This window comes from Rhodopirellula sp. J20-39, from assembly GCF_057365095.1.
This window is the reverse complement of sequence record NZ_CP195123.1, coordinates 6,621,972-6,638,330: the sequence shown is the minus strand read 5'-3', so window position 1 is coordinate 6,638,330 and position 16,359 is coordinate 6,621,972. Positions and strand designations below refer to the sequence as shown.

18 protein-coding genes are annotated in these 16,359 nt (G+C 56.2%); 8 read left to right on the top strand and 10 right to left on the bottom strand.

What is annotated here, in order from left to right:
- Positions 1–2 precede the first annotated feature (2 nt).
- The gene (locus tag ACR3ZL_RS24200; RefSeq protein ID WP_473650525.1) at positions 3–449 is read left to right on the top strand and encodes a YbjN domain-containing protein; all 447 of its coding nucleotides are present in this window, start codon (positions 3–5) and stop codon (positions 447–449) included.
- A gap of 66 nt (positions 450–515) precedes the next feature.
- Here the strand turns inward: ACR3ZL_RS24200 and ACR3ZL_RS24195 are convergent, their stop codons facing one another.
- From ACR3ZL_RS24195 to ACR3ZL_RS24180, 4 genes are all read right to left on the bottom strand, one after another.
- Entirely contained in the window at positions 516–1,028 is a 513-nt protein-coding gene (locus tag ACR3ZL_RS24195) for a glycine cleavage system protein H (protein WP_473650526.1), read from the bottom strand.
- Positions 1,025–1,957, bottom strand: a complete 933-nt coding sequence (thiL, locus tag ACR3ZL_RS24190; RefSeq protein WP_473650527.1) for a thiamine-phosphate kinase — start codon at positions 1,955–1,957, stop codon at positions 1,025–1,027. The genes ACR3ZL_RS24195 and thiL overlap by 4 nt, the downstream gene beginning before the upstream one ends.
- Before the next feature lie 55 nt (positions 1,958–2,012).
- On the bottom strand, positions 2,013–3,104 hold the full coding sequence (locus ACR3ZL_RS24185) for a redoxin domain-containing protein (RefSeq protein ID WP_473650528.1): 1,092 nt from the start codon (positions 3,102–3,104) through the stop codon (positions 2,013–2,015).
- A gap of 99 nt (positions 3,105–3,203) precedes the next feature.
- The gene (locus ACR3ZL_RS24180) at positions 3,204–3,902 is read right to left on the bottom strand and encodes a sensor histidine kinase (protein WP_473653465.1); all 699 of its coding nucleotides are present in this window, start codon (positions 3,900–3,902) and stop codon (positions 3,204–3,206) included.
- Between the two features lie 444 nt (positions 3,903–4,346).
- Here ACR3ZL_RS24180 and ACR3ZL_RS24175 point away from each other — a divergent pair, with 444 nt between their 5' ends.
- Positions 4,347–5,618 carry an LL-diaminopimelate aminotransferase gene (locus tag ACR3ZL_RS24175; protein WP_473650529.1) on the top strand — a complete coding sequence of 424 codons (1,272 nt, stop codon included), beginning with the start codon at positions 4,347–4,349 and terminating at the stop codon, positions 5,616–5,618.
- Complete coding sequence (gene aroC, locus ACR3ZL_RS24170) at positions 5,606–6,838, top strand: chorismate synthase (protein ID WP_473650530.1); 1,233 nt, start codon at positions 5,606–5,608, stop codon at positions 6,836–6,838. The genes ACR3ZL_RS24175 and aroC overlap by 13 nt, the downstream gene beginning before the upstream one ends.
- Before the next feature lie 75 nt (positions 6,839–6,913).
- On the opposite strand, the gene ACR3ZL_RS24165 is transcribed toward aroC, so the two are convergent.
- From ACR3ZL_RS24165 to ACR3ZL_RS24155, 3 genes are all read right to left on the bottom strand, one after another.
- Complete coding sequence (locus tag ACR3ZL_RS24165; RefSeq protein WP_473650531.1) at positions 6,914–7,351, bottom strand: hypothetical protein; 438 nt, start codon at positions 7,349–7,351, stop codon at positions 6,914–6,916.
- Positions 7,352–7,681: 330 nt separating this feature from the next.
- Entirely contained in the window at positions 7,682–8,269 is a 588-nt protein-coding gene (locus tag ACR3ZL_RS24160) for a hypothetical protein (RefSeq protein ID WP_473650532.1), read from the bottom strand.
- Between the two features lie 323 nt (positions 8,270–8,592).
- Positions 8,593–9,462, bottom strand: a complete 870-nt coding sequence (locus tag ACR3ZL_RS24155; protein ID WP_473650533.1) for a YdcF family protein — start codon at positions 9,460–9,462, stop codon at positions 8,593–8,595.
- A 117-nt stretch (positions 9,463–9,579) separates the two neighbouring features.
- Between ACR3ZL_RS24155 and ACR3ZL_RS24150 the strand changes: the two genes are divergently transcribed.
- Entirely contained in the window at positions 9,580–10,554 is a 975-nt protein-coding gene (locus ACR3ZL_RS24150) for a DUF4261 domain-containing protein (protein WP_473650534.1), read from the top strand.
- Positions 10,555–10,558: 4 nt separating this feature from the next.
- A complete protein-coding gene (locus ACR3ZL_RS24145) occupies positions 10,559–11,248 on the top strand; it encodes a DUF2461 domain-containing protein (RefSeq protein WP_473650535.1) in 690 nt (229 codons plus the stop codon).
- A 72-nt stretch (positions 11,249–11,320) separates the two neighbouring features.
- On the opposite strand, the gene ACR3ZL_RS24140 is transcribed toward ACR3ZL_RS24145, so the two are convergent.
- Together ACR3ZL_RS24140 and ACR3ZL_RS24135 are read right to left on the bottom strand one after the other, a co-directional pair.
- Complete coding sequence (locus ACR3ZL_RS24140; RefSeq protein WP_473650536.1) at positions 11,321–11,599, bottom strand: RNA-binding S4 domain-containing protein; 279 nt, start codon at positions 11,597–11,599, stop codon at positions 11,321–11,323.
- Positions 11,596–12,627, bottom strand: coding sequence for an endonuclease/exonuclease/phosphatase family protein (locus ACR3ZL_RS24135; protein ID WP_486173030.1), 1,032 nt, complete (start codon positions 12,625–12,627; stop codon positions 11,596–11,598). Before ACR3ZL_RS24135 ends, ACR3ZL_RS24140 begins: the two co-directional genes overlap by 4 nt.
- Before the next feature lie 222 nt (positions 12,628–12,849).
- On the opposite strand from ACR3ZL_RS24135, the gene ACR3ZL_RS24130 reads away from it, so the two are divergent.
- The 3 genes from ACR3ZL_RS24130 to ACR3ZL_RS24120 all read left to right on the top strand — a co-directional run bounded on the left by ACR3ZL_RS24130 (position 12,850) and on the right by ACR3ZL_RS24120 (position 15,493).
- Positions 12,850–13,779, top strand: coding sequence for a DUF1559 family PulG-like putative transporter (locus tag ACR3ZL_RS24130; protein ID WP_473650538.1), 930 nt, complete (start codon positions 12,850–12,852; stop codon positions 13,777–13,779).
- Between the two features lie 119 nt (positions 13,780–13,898).
- On the top strand, positions 13,899–14,105 hold the full coding sequence (locus tag ACR3ZL_RS24125; RefSeq protein WP_473650539.1) for a small basic protein: 207 nt from the start codon (positions 13,899–13,901) through the stop codon (positions 14,103–14,105).
- A gap of 410 nt (positions 14,106–14,515) precedes the next feature.
- Positions 14,516–15,493 carry an acyl-CoA desaturase gene (locus ACR3ZL_RS24120; protein ID WP_473653466.1) on the top strand — a complete coding sequence of 326 codons (978 nt, stop codon included), beginning with the start codon at positions 14,516–14,518 and terminating at the stop codon, positions 15,491–15,493.
- Between the two features lie 524 nt (positions 15,494–16,017).
- Here the strand turns inward: ACR3ZL_RS24120 and ACR3ZL_RS24115 are convergent.
- Positions 16,018–16,299 carry a hypothetical protein gene (locus ACR3ZL_RS24115; protein WP_486173029.1) on the bottom strand — a complete coding sequence of 94 codons (282 nt, stop codon included), beginning with the start codon at positions 16,297–16,299 and terminating at the stop codon, positions 16,018–16,020.
- Positions 16,300–16,359: the final 60 nt, after the last annotated feature.

Below are 16,359 nucleotides of genomic sequence, written 5' to 3'. Positions count from 1 at the left end.
ACATGTCCGCTCAAACGGATTCATTCACCGCTTATCTTGAACGCTGTGGGATCAAATATGACCTCGATGATGACCGGGGTCTGTTCCGCATGCTGTTCGACGGAAAACACGGTGAAATTCGTGTGATGATCATCGTGGAAGATGCGATGATCCAGGTTTTCACGCACCCAGCGAACAAGGTTCCTGAAGGGTATCGCACACCGATTGCGGAAGCGATTACGCGGGCCAATTACGGGCTGAAGCTTGGCAAGTTTGAAATGGACTTGGACGACGGCGAGCTTCGCTACCAAACCGCCCTGCCCTTGGGCGATGGTTTCCCTTGCGATGAAGTGCTCGACCACATTCTGTATGTGGGCGGGGCGATGGTGGATCGCTATGTCCCAGCCTTTTTGTCGATCGTGTACGGGAATGAGGACGTGAAATTGGCGATTGATGCAGCCGAGCTTTAAACGCTTACGCATCGTTCGACGTTTGCGCGTCGTGCACTGTTTGGGCGAGCGTCTTGTGCTTACCTGTTACTGGTTCGCCTGCCCTTTGATGGTTCGCTGGGCGACCTGCCAGGCTTCTTCGAGGTGTTGGGCGTACTGATCGGCGTTTAGTAGAACGTCGCTGTCGCCCGGATCGCACTGGATTTCCAGCAGCCACCCGGTGACGTAGGGATCCGCGTTGATGATGGCCGGATCGTCCAAAGCGGCGGCATTGATGGTGGTCAGAAGACCTGCAACAGGTGAGAACAAATCGCTTTCGGCTTTCTTGCTCTCGATCGATCCAATTTCGCCGCGAAGTTGCACCGGCGACGGAGCCTCAACAGTCCAGTCCAGGAAATAGACGTCCTGGAGCAGTCGTACCGCGTAGGCGGTCAGACCAAAGCGGTAGGTCGTTTTCGTGCCGTTGGGATTTGCCGTTTCGCTCGGATCAGTCGCGGGGGAAGTTATTGGCAACGCCCACATGTGATTTTTGGCGTACAGGTAGTCCGATGGGAACGTGGCGTCGAATTCGCCCATCGCGAAGGTAAACGAATCGCTCATGAGTCGGTTGCTGTGGCGGTCGCTTCGTGGATGTATCCCTGTGGGAAGACCCGTTCAAATTTGCTGGCTGCGGTGCGTTTCCAGAGGCCGGTTCGTCCGACCACGGTGCCGACGCGAGTGATTTGGGTGTTGAGCTTGAGATCGGCGAGTTTTTGAGCGTCTTCTTCAGTGACGGTGAAGATCAATTCAAAGTCTTCGCCATCGCTCCAGGCGTGTTCCAGCGGCGAACGACCGCTGGTTTGGGCGAGTTCGATTGCGGCGTCGGAGATTGGGATGGCTTCGATGTCGAGTTCGATTCCCACTCGGCTGGCCGCCAGCATGCGGTCGAGATCGAGACTGAAGCCGTCGCTGACGTCGATCGCAGCGTGGACCTGCACGTGTTCTCGCAGTTGTTGGGCAAGTTCGATTCGCGGTTCGGGACGCAAATGCCGGCCAGCGATACTGCCGCCGAGCGATCCGGTAACGAACACGGCATCGCCTTCGATCGCAGTGCTGCGAAGCCAAGCGTCGGTGACTGTGCCCAATAATGTGACGCTGATGGATAGCAGGCCGTCGTGCGTCGACAGGTCACCGCCAGCGATCGCGACGTTGTATTTCGCGCACGCTTCCAGGATGCCTTCGTAAACTTCGCCGGCGATCTCGGTGGCATTGTCTTTGGGCAGCGCCAGCGTGACCAACGCCGCGGTCGGTGTGGCGCCCATTGCGGCGATGTCGCTGAGGTTGATCGCGACGGATTTGTAGCCGATATCAGCGAGCGATTGCGATTCGCTTAAAAAATCAACGCCGTCGATAATTTGATCGGTGCAGGCGACCTGGCGTATAGAACTATCGCCAATGCTAAGTACGGCGGCGTCATCGCCGATGCCGACTTCGACCTGCGGCAGGTTGCGGGTTCGGCCTCGAAGGTAGGCGAGAAAGGACTGTTCCATCTGGCGAGGGGACCGTGTTGGGAGAGTAACGAGTGGCGAATCGTGTCGCTGAAAATCATTCAGCGAGCAGGGTTTGAATTGATTCTCGCATTTGTTGCTCCCCAAGCGTACCCTGCCAATTCATTTCTCCTTGCCACCATCGTCGAATGAAGCCTTCCTTGTCGATCAGGTAGGTGGTTGGCCACATCGTGTTTCCCCAAGCTCGCCAATTGTTGGACGCTTCGTCGAACAGGACGGGGAACTCAAAACCATCGCTCCGGTAGGCTTCTTTGACTCGGGTTTCGTTGCGTTCGGCTGAGGTTTCGGGGGTCTGGATTCCAACCACGACCAGTCCTTGATCGGCCAGATCGGCGTGCCAGCTTTTGTAGTGGGGGAAGTTTCGTTGGCAGTTAATGCACTGGAAAGCATAGAAATAGACGGCCACGACTTTGCCACGCAGGTCCTTCATTTGGACAGGCGAACCACTGATCCACGAGGCGTCTTCGGTCAGAAATTCAGGGGCACGGGGATAGGTGCGTTTGACGGCGGAGAAGTTGAACGTCTTGCCGACGAGTGGGCCGATGGCGGTTTGTTGTTCAGTGGTAAGGGTTTCTAGGATTCCTTGCCGTTCGTTTTGCTGGGCCTGGGCAATTTCTTGGGAAGCGACTTCAGGGGTGGTTTCTTTGGCGGTTAGCTTCTGTTGAATCGAAGCGACTTCGGCGTCAGTTTCGCTGAATCGGGCTTCCAGCTTGGTAAGTTGTTCGTCGGTCAGTTCCAGTGCCTCGGCGACGCCGGGTGAGCGAACCATCCGTGTTCCGTGAGCTTGCCGAAGTAGCTGTTTCAGACGAAATCGCTGGTCTTCGTTGAGCAGGCCGTCGAGGCGGGTTTGAAGCTGAGCGGTGAGTTGCTGGATCTCGGCCTGTTGTTTGTCGGCCGGTGTGATTCGGCTGACCCACCAGCGAGGATCCACCTCGGCGATAACATCGTAGACCTGGGTGACTTGTGAATCAGATAGTTGCAGGTCTTGGTGCACTGCATCGTCGCGAATCATTTGCAGCAGGAACGGTTGTGCGGCCTGGGCGTTGGCGAGCGAGAAGATCGAGAAGATAATGGACAGCACGGTTAGGAATGTGGTGGTCCAAACGCGAATCAGTGGCGAGCTGTTCATCTGTCTTCCTGCGGATCGGTGAGCGAGAGAAGGGCGATTTGCGGAGTCGCAGAACGCTAGCTAGAAATGATCGGCGAAGTGCTCGTTCCGCCGAACGCTTTACTGTAGCCGAGGTGGCACGGGAAATTGCAGCGAAAATTTCGTCCCCCGACCGACTTCGCTCTGCACGCTGATGCGACCACCGTGGGCCTCGATGATCTTACGGGCGGTCGGTAAGCCCAGCCCGGATCCGCCGTCTTTGGTGCTGTAGAACGGTTCGAACATGTGCATCACCGTGTTGTCGTCCAGCCCAGAACCGCTGTCGATTAAATCGAGAATCACGCCACTGCGGCTGCTGTAGGTTCGGGCCCAAAGTTGGCCGCCATCGGGCATGGCTTCGAGAGCGTTTTTGATCAGGTTGATCAGGGCAGATTGCAGGGAATCGCTATGAAGCCGGATCGAGGGTAAGTCAGGATCGAGATAACGTTGTAAATCGATTTTTTGAGCGTCAGCCTGGGCTTGGTAGGCATCGAGCACCTGTCGGACTTGGTCGTTCAGGCTGCCGGGCAACAAATCGATATGCCGAAGCCGGGCGTATCGCAGGAAATCACGCAGCAGTCCTTCCATGCGTTCGCATTGGTTGCGAACCATGTCGACTCGGGGCAGACAGCGGCGGCTGGACGGCGTGTCGATCTCGATCAAGTCTTCGCTCAATAGGTCGATGTTCATGTGAATGATCGACAGCGGGTTCTTGATCTCATGGGCAAGCGAGCCGGCCAGTTCGGCGAGCTCCTCGTATTGTCCGCGAGCGGTGTCCATTTCCGCTTGGTGGCGTTCGGCTTGGCGGATGTGCTCGGCGTTTCGGGACGCGTTTTGGGCAGTGCTGGCAGCACCGGAGCTGGAATCTGCAGAGCTGGACGGCTCCGGCGTTGTTGGTTGCCGGTTTGGTTCGGCCGGTTTGGAGGCGGACGTTGGATCAGCGGATGCTTCGCTGGGCGTGTGAGCGGGCGGCGGCGATCCGTGGGGGTCGGTTGGGGGTGAACTCATCGGGCCTTGAACTCATCCGGTCAAAGGGGGAAGTGTCGATCGCAGCGAAACTTGTCTTGAATTGTAACGGCCTGGCTCGGGCTTGCCGATTGCCCCGAGCGGCTCGGTCAGCGGATCCGGTGCGGGGCTGCCGATCTCGACGAAACGCCACTGGGTGACTAAAACGGGGGCGACGATTCCTGTTTCCAAACGAACAACGGACCCACTTTTTCGCCCATGTCGACTGCCTCCGCTGAAACTCAAGCCGAAACCGCCGATCCCTATTTCCAAAACCTGTTCGCTGAGCGAATCGGTGGTGCTGAATACGGCAAGGGAACGGCCATCTATAAGTTCGAAAAGATCAAACGGGCGAAGCGGAAGGCGTTGGCCGACCATCCTGAGCGTCAGCTCTTGGATTTCGGGATCGGCGAAAATGACTCGATGGCCGACGTCAGCATTCGCGAAACGATGGCGACGGAAATCAACCGCGTCGAAAATCGTGGCTACGCCGACAACGGTGTTGCTGAATACAAGGAAGCCGCCGTTCGGTTCATGGATCGTCACTTCGGTGTCAAGCTGGACGCCGCCACACAAATCAATCACTGCATCGGCAGCAAGCCAGCCTACGCGATGTTGCCGGCCTGCTTCATCAATCCTGGCGACATCACGATGATGACCGTGCCTGGATATCCCGTCGCTGGAACTCACACCCGGTATTATGGCGGTGACGTTTACCGCTTGCCATTGTTGGCTGAAAACGGCTTCATGCCTGACTTGGATGCGATCCCTGACGACATCTATCGTCGGACCAAGTTGATGGTGCTGAACTATCCAAACTCACCGACCGGTGGAACAGCGACGAAGGAATTCTTCGCAAAGGTCGTTAAGCTGGCTAAAGAGAAAGAGTTCGTTGTTGTTAACGATGCCGCGCACATCGTGTTGACGTTCGATGGCAAGCCGATGAGCTTCTTGGAAACACCCGGTGCGTTGGACGTGGGTGTCGAAGTTCACTCAATGAGCAAGGGCTACGACATGATCGGATGGCGGATGGGCTTCGTTGCCGGTCACCCATTGATCGTTCAGGCGTTTGCCGATGTGAAGGACAACAGCGACAGCGGCCAGTTCATCGCGACTCAAAAGGCGGCTGCGGCGGCGTTGGACAACGATTCGATTCCGGAGCGGATTCGTGCGAAGTATCGTCGCCGAATGGAAAAGCTTGTGAAGGTTTTGAAAGAAGCTGGGTTCGAAGCCGAAGTTCCTGGCGGAACGTACTTCCTGTACACCAAGGCTCCCACGCACACGGCGTCAGGTGAAACCTTTGCTGCGGCGGAAGATGCGACTCGATTCCTGATTGAAGAAAACGGCATCGTCACCGTGCCTTGGGACGATGCGGGTGCGTTCTTGCGATTCAGCGTGACGTACATCGCGGAAGACGAAGCAGCGGAAGATGCCTTGATGGCCGAAACCGCGGCTCGATTGGCCGGAGCCGGATTGCAATGGAAGTCCTAGGCGGCCCGCATTACGCCGTCGCGGGTGCCGGCGAATCGCACGGCCCCGCAGTGACGACGATCATTCACGGTTGCCCGCCGGGATACCGGATTCGCCGGTCCGATGTGCAACCGTTCTTGGATCGTCGCCGACCGGGCGGCAACAAGCATGGCACGCCGCGGAACGAGAAGGACAAAGTTGTTTTCTTGTCCGGTTTGTATCGCGACGACATCGATGTGTTGCTTGGTGGATCGACCTTGTCCGTGGAAGTGGACGGGGCTTCGTATCAAACCGAAGGCTACGAAGATGGCTTCACGACGGGCGAGCCGATCGCTGCGATGGTGCTTTCGACCAGCAAGAAGTCCGGTGATTACACCCAGTTCACAGGTCTGGGCGGTGAAGTTCGCCCCGGGCACACGGACTTGGTGAAGTTTCATCAATCCAAAGGCTTCGTGGACGTGCGTGGTGGTGGCCGGTCAAGCTATCGAAGCACGATCAGTGATGTCGTCGGCGGCAGCGTGGCGAGATTGCTGTTGCAAGAAATGTTTGGAACCCGATTGGTTTCATCGATCACGCAAGTCGGACCACTGAAGGCGAGCAAGCGACTTTGTGATGTGTTGCAAGCGACTTCGACGGCAGAGCAAGTTGACGAGGTCCAGCAGCAATTGGACGAAGCTGAGATTCCCTCCGTCGACACCGACTTTGCAAACGAAGCGGGCGAGTTGATTAAAGAGACACGAAAACGCGGTGATTCCTTAGGGGCGGCCGTGGAAGTGGTCGCCATCGGTGTACCACCGTTGCTCGGCCAACCGCTCTATCAAAGTTTGAAGGTGCGATTGATGGGAGCCCTTGGTGGGCTCAATGCCGTTCAGTCGTGTGAGATTGGTTCGGGCGTGGACGTTGTCGAGCGAGTGGGAAGCGAAAACAACGATCCGATTCGCCATGACGGATATCAGACCAACACGCATGGCGGTTTGCTGGGCGGGATCACGACCGGCAGTCCGCTGGTGGCTCGGGTTGGCTTTAAGCCGACGTCGACGATCAACCTGCCTCAAAAATCGGTGACCAAGGATCTGCGTGACATCGATTTCGAACTTGCCAAAGGTCGGCACGATCCGTGTGTTGGTGTTCGTGCGGGCGTGACGTTGGAGTCGCGAATGGCGATTGAGTTGCTTAACGCGGTGTTGGCATATCAGGCCACAGCCCATGCCGGTGATCCGATCACGTTGTTTGACCGATAGCTAAGTTCGATCGGATTGCAAGTTTCGATCGGCAGCAAGCTTGCTGTTTGGAAGACGCCCCTGCGGTGGGGCGTCTTAGCGGATCTTGGTGTTAGCCATCCGCTGTTGGAACGCCTCTTGTTCATCGGGGCTGAACAAGTCGTCGAACTCGTCTTCGGTGTATTTCTTTTCAGCGATCCACTGCGGGATGCGGATGACCTGATTGCACGACTTGCATTTGACCTGTTTGCCAAAGTTGGCGCTGGTGACCGACATCACGACGCCGCATTTGCACCGCACGGGAAACCGCATGACGGTCGCCGTGTCGAACTGATCCGGTGTTTCGACTTTTTTGCGAAGCCGGAACATCTGTTCGCACTTGGTGCACTTGTGGACTTCTTCGCCCGCGTCCTTCTTGACCTGGTTGATCGTTTGGCAGTGGGGGCAGCGAGTTTTGACAAACCCGGATGAATCGGGGGAGTTTGCCTGGGGGTTGGCGGACCGCGAGGCCGGTTGTTTCGGTGGCTGATTCATCGGTTCGGTTTCAACTCGTCAGAGGTGAGGTTCGGGCGACAGGCGACTGAACGGCGACGTCTAATCTAGCACATCCGCTGAATCGTTGATGTTCCGATTCGTTGTGGCTCGAGCGTTGTCCTTCTTTAGATTACGTACGACGTAACCAGATTGCTCACATTCCGGCTTCGAAACATACGAACGGAATGCCGTCAACTGTCCGAGTTGACTTGCGTTGCGTGGAAAGACTTGTTGAGTCGTCCATTGCGTTCAAAGCCGGTTTGAAAACGAAAAAAGCCGCCTCGTCGAATGGACGCGGCGGCTTTCGGAATAATGAGCGTGTTGGTTCGCTTAGAGGTTAGGCGTCGTGTAAGGCTCGACGTCGCCGACCATGTGGAAGTGGTTGTGGTCAATGTACACCACTTCGATTGCTTCCTTGTCATGAAGCGTGTGTGGTACTGGGTACCCGACGGTGGTTCGCTCATCGAAGTAGATCGTGCACTTATAGTGTGCGTGGTGCAGTTGTGCAGGCCCGATCAACGGATAGAAGCGAGGTGGGTCGATGTAATCGGCGATCTTCTCTTTGATGATCCGTACGTCGTTGCGTTGGGTTTCCCAAAGCAATGGGATTCCCCCTTGAACGGGCCGAGCTTGTTCCAAAGCCAGCATGACTTCGTCATCGCTAGGTGGATCCAGGGCAACTGGATTGCCGCCGGAGGTCGTTGGGCCCAAAATTGGCACGCGGTCGTAACGTTCTTTCTTATGGAACTTTTGTTCCTGACGCCACTGGTAGTATGGGCTGACGGGGATTGGATATCCCAGGAAGCCAATGTTAATGTTGCTGCCGCCCAAGCCATAACAGCCGCTGCTGGCAAGCGTTACTAACGCCACCAAGCATAGACTTATGCGAACGAGGTTCGTGTTCATGATCTGAGTCATCCGAGCAACCTTCCGTGGTTTCACCGTGTTCGAGGAAGCAATCGAGCTGAAGACAGGAGCGGTGTTAAAACAGACTCGTGTCGACGATTCGCTTGCGTAGTACCTCTATCGTGTCAAACTGTGCCGATCTTGCGGGTAATTCGGAAAATCCGATCTTTTTATCACCGCTCGCTGGCGTGTCGCTCGCTCGTCTTGGGTTCCTGGTGAGCTAGCCGTTGACCGGAACAGAGCAGGAAAACCAGTGTTTTGTGCTGTTTGGTTGCCAGAATTGGTGTCGCGGGCTTAGGCGGCAGTGTTTTGGGCCGTTTCGCAGCTTTCGAGATCTACCGCCCCAAAATCGCGGCCAGGATTTCCTTAATCGCGATACCGATCTTCTTTTGGTTCTCTGCGGTAGGGATCAAATTGGATGCGAGCCACGGTTTTTCTGTGTCGGAGGTTCGAAACGCGCACGGCAGCGGGATTAGCTGCAATCCTTGCGTTCGGGCCAGTCGCATCGCTCGCGGGATGTGGAACGCACTGGTGATTAGGCCAATTTCGGGTGGCCGGTCGTGTCCTACCAAATCGAGCCACTTTTGAGGCGGTGAGTCCAGGAACGCTGCCAAAGACTTCATTTCGGCGTCCGTGTTGGCTCCCTCGATCGAGAAGATGATCTCTGGGGGAACGCCTAGCGATATCAGTAGATCGCGGCTGAGGCCGGCCGGATTGCCAATATTGTCGGTGGAGGTGCCTGTGGTGATGATGGATCGGGTCGCCCCGCCATGGAACGCCTGGGCGGCCGAGACAATGCGTTCGCCGTCAGCGTTGATCTCGGGAAAACCATCCAGGACCAAGCCCGCAGAGCCTCCCAGAGTCACGACGGCGTCTAGAGGGAGTGACTCGGGATCACGTTTTTCCAGAGCCGGATGAGGCGTGGGTGTCAGTGGGAATTCGACTAGCCGGATGGTGCGGTCGGTGACGGGGCTGATCCCCAGCAGCGTCCAGGCCAGGAATAGGAGCAAACATGCAATAGCCGCTCGGATTTGGCCGGCATTGAACCGATGAATGGTCAGTCCCCACAGCAGTAGCCAAGCGATTCCGGTGGGCATCGCCATGCTGGTGGCGGCGCGACCGGCAGCGACAAAACCCTGCTGGAAGTAGGTTGTTGCCAGGATAGGCAGGGGTAGCAGGCTGAAATAGATGGCGAATTTTGCCACCTCCGGCCCAATTCTCTTGGGCTGGCTCTCTGTGTTCGTTTTTGCCCTGGTTTCTTGCCGATTGCTGAGCACCTAAACTCCCGGTGGGATTTACGTTTACTTTTCGAAGGATCCAATATGGCTAAGGGACTTTTCACCCAAGGCATCGTTGTTTTAATGCGTCAGAGTGTGACTATCCAAGAGGTGGCTGCTTGCTGTGACGACTTTTATCCGTCCGAGCCTATCGAGGCGTCCGAAGATTGGACGTTCCTGGGGCCGGCGGTGCTGATGAATATGGATGAAGACGGCAGCGGTAAGGTGGTCGTTGATATCGTCGAGCGTCCTTGGCCCGATTCGATGGGGGATCCAGAACAAGATCCTGAGCTGTACGCGGGTTGGGGCCTGGGCAGCTTTGGGCCGTATACCTGTGCGGGTTCATTAAAGCGGGCTCAGGAGCAGTCATGGGTTTGGGAAGACGGTCGCGAGATGGCTGAGGAGCCCGTCGCTTTCGTTCGTGTGCGTAGTTCGTACGTATTGGGCAACGATGACGATGATGCTCCGATCATCCCGGAAGGGTACGAGCCGTTCGATGAGTTGGCGTTGGTGACGGAGATCGCGGCGGCCATCACGGATCTGCCACAGGCGATTTGTTACTTCAATCCCAACGGCGAAGTGCTGCGAGATTTGAAGACGCTCAACGAGAGTTTTGAATTCGCCGAAGAGAACGACTTCCCGCCACTGGATTTGTGGTCGAACGTTCGCTTGTTCCGCTTGGAAAACGAATGGGCGGTGATGGACACCGTGGGGAATGCACAGTTGGATTTGTTGGACGTCGAAGCTTGTTTCCACGCCGAGTCGTATGACTTCGCCGAAGTGGAGCAGTTCTTGCGGTTGGTTACCTGTTTCCTAGAGGAACAGGAAGAGCCGATCGAAAGTGGCGATTCGATGGAAGGCCCCGGCGACGTGATTTGGAAGGTCTGCGTTTGCGACGAGGGAATGATTGATCCACCACGGGGCGTGTTGCGGTGCTTCCCTCAGGATGGCCGTCCGGTTCCGGCGGAGTGTGCAGTGGAAGGTTTTCCTCCTGAAGAAGACGCTGTTACGGAAGAATGAATTGATGTCAAAGTCCTCGCCGATATCTCGTGACTTGTTCGAGTTCCTAGATGATCTGAATGAGAACAACGAACGCGAGTGGTTCAAGGCGAACAAAGATCGCTATGAGCAGTGCGTTCGAGAGCCGGCGTTGGACTTGATAGAGCAACTGGAAAAACCGCTCGCGCGATCCGCTCCGATGCTTCGTGTTATTGCGAAGCGATCGGGCGGTTCGCTGTTGCGGATTCATCGTGATACGCGATTTGCTAAAGATAAGACGCCCTACAAAACCAATGTGGGGATCTCACTTCGGCATGACGCGGACGGCGATATCCACGGGCCGGGTGTCTACATTCATCTAGCATGCGATGAATGCTTTGTGGGCGTCGGCAGTTGGCGGCCGCCGAAGGAGACGCTGGCGGCCATTCGACATGCGATTGATGCCGACCCGAAAGCTTGGATCAAGACTCGCGATCAGCGGACGTTTCGCAAGTCATTCGACTTGGCTGGGGAATCGCTGAAGACATCACCGCGTGACTATTCCAAAGATCATCCGATGATCGAAGATCTTAGGCGAGTTGATTTCATTGCGATCGCCAGTTTGGCCCGCGAAGAGGTGCTCGCTGATGACGCGGTGAAGCGAATCCTGGAGTTGATTCGGCAGGCCAAACCGTTGATGAAGTTCTTGTGCGATGCGGTGGAACTTCCCTATTAGCCGCGATGGCTTTGGTTCTCGGAAAGAGCTCTGAGCCTAGGTCGCAAGCTGGGTTCAGGTTGCATGCCGGGCTCAGGTTGCATCGTCATCATCGAAGTCCACCACCCAAAGTTGGTTGTTCCAATTGACCTCGTCGCCGGAGTGAAGTTGGCGACGGCGTCGGGTTTCGACTTCGTCATTGACGATCACTTCGCCGCCTTGGATCCGGACCTTGGCCTCGCCTCCGGTGCCGACCACGCCGGCCGCCTTCAGGAAGTCGTCCAGGCGGATCATCGGCCGTGAATCGGGAGGAGTTGGTTTTTGAGGTGGTGTGGTTGGGTGTGTCGTCTTGGGGGGCGGCGTTTCGCTCATCGGATTTCAAACTCTGCAACTACGGGGTAGTGATCGCTTAGGTCGCGTTGGTCGTCGGGTTGGCCCCAATAGTCTTCCCAGTGTTCAGTCGGCGTGTCGCCACGGCCACGGATGACGACATCGCGGCGGACCTTCACCGTCGATAAGACAAGATCTTGGACGTCAGGAGTGTCTTCGACAAGCGAGCGGCTGACCAGGATGCGATCGAACTGCTTGCCTCTTAATAGGTGTGTTTGCCGCCCGCTTTCGGGGATCCAGTCGTGCAGGTCAACCAGGTCGTCATCGGGGTCGGCGGTGGAGCGTGACATCACAACCGCTAATTCACTAGTCGGATCCACTTTCTCGGCGATCTGTTCGGTGTTGAAGTCGCCTAGCACAATCACGGGGGTGGTCGGTGAATGGCGTGTCCATGCATTGATCCATTGGTTCAGGCTTGCCGCCTGTTTCTTGCGAATCGGGTCGCCCACGTCTCTGGACCGTAGGTGAACGTTGACGATCAAGATTGTTTCACTGGTCTCGCCAACAGGTACTTCAATGAAGGCAGCAACGTGCTTGGAAACAGAACCGAACGTGTCGCGGTTCATTTTTGAAGTGACGTTCCCCCGCATGATGGATGTGAGGTCGATCGGCGGTCGTACTAGCAAACCGACATCTTGTTCGGTGAAATGGTCGTTGCCTTCGATGACAAATTCGTCGTACTTGAGGCTGTGTTCTCGCTCGAGTGCTCGGGTCAGGTACCACAGCACCCGTTGCCCTTCGATTTCTTGAACGGCGGCGACGGAGGGATTGATCTTGGCGATGGCCGCTGCGGCAGCATCCCTACGCCAGTTCCATTGACCGCGACTGGGCGAAGCTTTCTCGATCGCCAGTTCGCTGTAATTGTCTTTCTTGGCGTCGTCATAGAACCATTCGAGATTCCATGTCATGACCGAGAATGGCTCTGCAGCGATCCCGTCGCGTGCAGCGAGTGCTTCGGTAATCACGACGAAGACTAGGATGACCAGCCACGATGTTCGGATGCGATTCACAGCGGTTACTTTTCAGAAGGGCAGTCGCTAGCAGCGAGGGATCGTGGGGATTGAAGGCGTAGGTAGGATTTCGGTTGGGTGTGGTGGATGCAGGCCTCAGGGATGGTTATCGTGCGAACGGTTCTGCACCGCTATCAACGCCCAACCGCAATCTGTACCTGACCTCCATTTGTACCCGTCATCCGTTTGAAATGGTATGACGGTGTCAGTGGCGTTCTTTTCATGAAAACTGTGATCCCCATGTTCTTCGCAAGAGTTGATCGTTTGCTGCTGGTCTCGAAACGCCGTGCGTTTTCGTTGCTCGAGCTTGTCGTTGTCTTGGTGATCCTGTGCATCCTGTTGGCAATTTCGATCCCGGTCGTACGGGACATGCGATCCATCGCTCGGCGAAGCAATTGTCACCAGAACTTGACGAAAATCACGTTGGCGACTCAGGCGTATGCCAGCGATTTCGGGCATTTGCCGAGTGGGACATTTTCGCACAACGCGGTTTTGAGCGAGCCTGTCGAGCCGATTCAGAGCCTGCCAGAGGGGTACCACCAAAATTGGCTCGCCAGTTTGCTGCCGTTTCTGGACCGGGACGGGCTCTATCAGTCAATTGATTTTCGATTTGGCGTTTACGAAGAAGCCAACCGATTGCCGCACGAGGTGGATATCGCGTTCCTGAGGTGCCCGGCGTCGGCTCAAAAGCAGGTTCCCAACACGACCAGCTACGTCGGCATGCATTCGAGCCAGGCTGGGCCGATTCAGGTCGATGGCAACGGTTTGCTGATGCTCAATCGTTGGATCTTGCTCGATGAAGTGGTCGATGGGATGGCCCATACGATTTTGGTTGGTGAAAAGCTCTCGCCGCCTGAGTTTGATCTGGGATGGATGAGTGGGACCCGCAGCAGTCTTCGTAACGCGGGATTGCCAATCAACGCCGAGATCGCCGTTGAAAGTTTCAGCGATCCTCTGTTTGTGCCGGGGTTGGCGAGCTATCACGCCGGTGGCGCCAGCGTGGCGATGGGCGACGGAGCGGTCTCGTTCATCAGCGAGACCGTGGATATGTCGATCTATCAAAAGCTGGTCGGCCGAGACGATTCCACCGCCTTGCCTGGGGACGAGATGGTTATTCCGGGGGGGCCGGCGGAGGATTCGAGGCCCCTGTAAATCTCCTGCAAGCTGGTGGAGCGATGAGGTTGCTAGTATTGCTCAACTAAGCTATCATTCGCCGCTCGACCCAAAAAAAATCCGACCACCCATTACTCTTTCAGCGTAGAATTCGTCCCATGACCATGGATCGAAGCCTCAAGGTTCAAGCCGGGGCCATCAAGAACCGCAACGTCCTGACCCGTGCCGAGCGAGTTGCTCGTCTTAAGGAACTCGATCGTTTCGATGAAAATGCCGACATCATCGGGATGGCAAAGACCCGCGTGCAAAAAATCTCGTTGAAGAAAAAGAAGAAGGTCAAGAAGGCCGACGACAAAGACAAGTAGAGCTGGCCACGAAGGTGTGCTAGCGGTTGTCTTGCAATTGGCGGCTTAGGTTTCGGCCAGGCCCCAGTTCACCGCAAAATTCGAGTTCAATACGGCCGGGAATGCATCCTGGCCGTTTTTGCTGCGCACTGATGTATTTAGCAGATTTAGCAGCAAATCAGGGCCTCGTCCGGGAATCGCTCCGTTAGCATGCTAATGCGGGTAGCTGGCGATTAAAGTGGCATTGCATATTAGGCAAAGAATGCCGACGCTAGGGCTTAGCGAATCCCTCTATGGCCAGTTTTTTCTCGCTTTTCTTGCTCAAGACGGTTCTGATGTCCACTTCCGAAACTATGCGGTCCGAATCCGGTTCGGCTACGATTCCTGCAAAGCCCTCGCCCGGTGACGTCGCGGCAGCCACCTATGACCCGATGGGTGATGAGTTGCTGCATCAGGATGATGAGCCCAGTCGCGACCCGCAGCGGATTCCGAAGCCGGATCAGGTGCAGCCGCTTCAGATCATGTGGCAATACGTGATCGTGCTTTCGCTGGTGCACGTTGTCGCTTTGGCGGCGTTTGTGCCAGCGTGGTTCAGTTATCTGTTCACGTGGTCCGGTTTGATTGCGGGCATCGCGGGACACTTCGTGTTTGGCATGATGGGGATCACGATTGGGTACCATCGCTTGCTGACCCACCGTGGTTTCACTTGTCCGAAGTGGCTTGAGCACACGCTCGCTATTTTGGGCATGTGCAATCTGCAAGATAGTCCAGCGCGATGGGTTGCCATTCACCGGATGCACCACCAGCATTCCGATCACCAGCCTGACCCACACTCTCCGCTTGCAAGTTTCCTTTGGGGGCATGTGGGATGGGTGGTTTGTCGGCACCGAGATCTCGATCGAACGAGTCGTTACGAACGGTATGTGCGTGACTTGTTGCGGGATCCGTTCTATTTGAAGTTGGAACGCAAGGACGGTTGGTTCTTTGTTTTCATCGCGCATGCGATCGCATTGTCTACCCTTGGTGGCTTGATCGGTTTAGCGGTCAGCGGCGGCGATTGGTCGGTTGCTTGGCGATACTATTTGAGCTGGAGCGTTTGGGCTGTCGCGATTCGCACGGTATTTGTGCTGCACGGAACTTGGTCGGTGAACTCCCTGGGGCACGTGTTTGGGTACCGAAACTATGAAACTCGCGATAACAGCATGAACAATTGGCTGGTCGCATTGATCAGCCATGGCGAAGGCTGGCACAACAACCACCACGCTGCCCCGCGAGCGGCTGCTCACGGTCACAAGTGGTACGAGTTTGATATGTCGTGGCGTGTGATCCAGCTCTTCGAATTGCTCGGCCTTGCAAAGAATGTCCAACGCCCCAAGGCGGTTAGCGTCGCCGGAAAGACACTCTCTTAGCGTCACGCTGCGTTGAGTATCTCACGGCGTGGAGGTCGTGTAGTTTTTCGAGGCCGTGTTTTAGCGGGCTTCAGCATTTGAGAACCTCTCCCGGAACGAAGTTTTGGGTGAGGTCGAGCGACGCCGTTCAGGCGTACGTGAGGGAGGGGGCCGAGCGTGGGAAGCAGCGCATATTGCCGCTCCCCCGGAAATCTCGCTGAACGTTCGCTTTCCGACCCCGCCCGTTGCGTGGGCGGGGTTCTCAAGGCGTTACTGACACAGCACTTAAAAACTGCACGACCTCCGTGTTGGGGGAGGAGGCAGCGATTCCCCTCGCCATCCGTAGTGGATGAGGCAACGAATCCTTCTGTGAACCGGTAACCGCATTTCACTTCGGTTGTTACTGCAGTGGGGGATGTAGCGAATCCGCACGTCACTCCCAGTTGACGGAAGTAGACGAGGCAACGAATCCTCAATCGCCACTCAAGACAGACTGGCTCGTTGCCTCGTTGCCTGCCACTGGGTCTAGCGGCAAGTTGCAACGCTTACGGCGACAAGTTGTCGGGTAGCTGCATGCCTTTGTTTGAATCTGGCGAAGCGGGTTTGGCCGGTTGCGATGACGGCTGGATTGGCACCTCGTCTGGCAGAGTCATTCCACCGGTCAATTCTTTGGCGGGCTGCGGGTTGGCCGGTTGAGCCACATTATCGCCTGTGCCAGGGCTTGTGGCCTGAGAGGGTTCTGCGGTGCTTCCGCCTCCGCATCCTGCGAATGCGAAGCTCAACGCAGCGCACAAACCGAAATACTTGATGCTAGCAAGACGATCCATCGTTTGACTCAGTCGAATAGGAAGGAAGGGTGAGAAGGGGAAGCGATTGTACGGATTAGT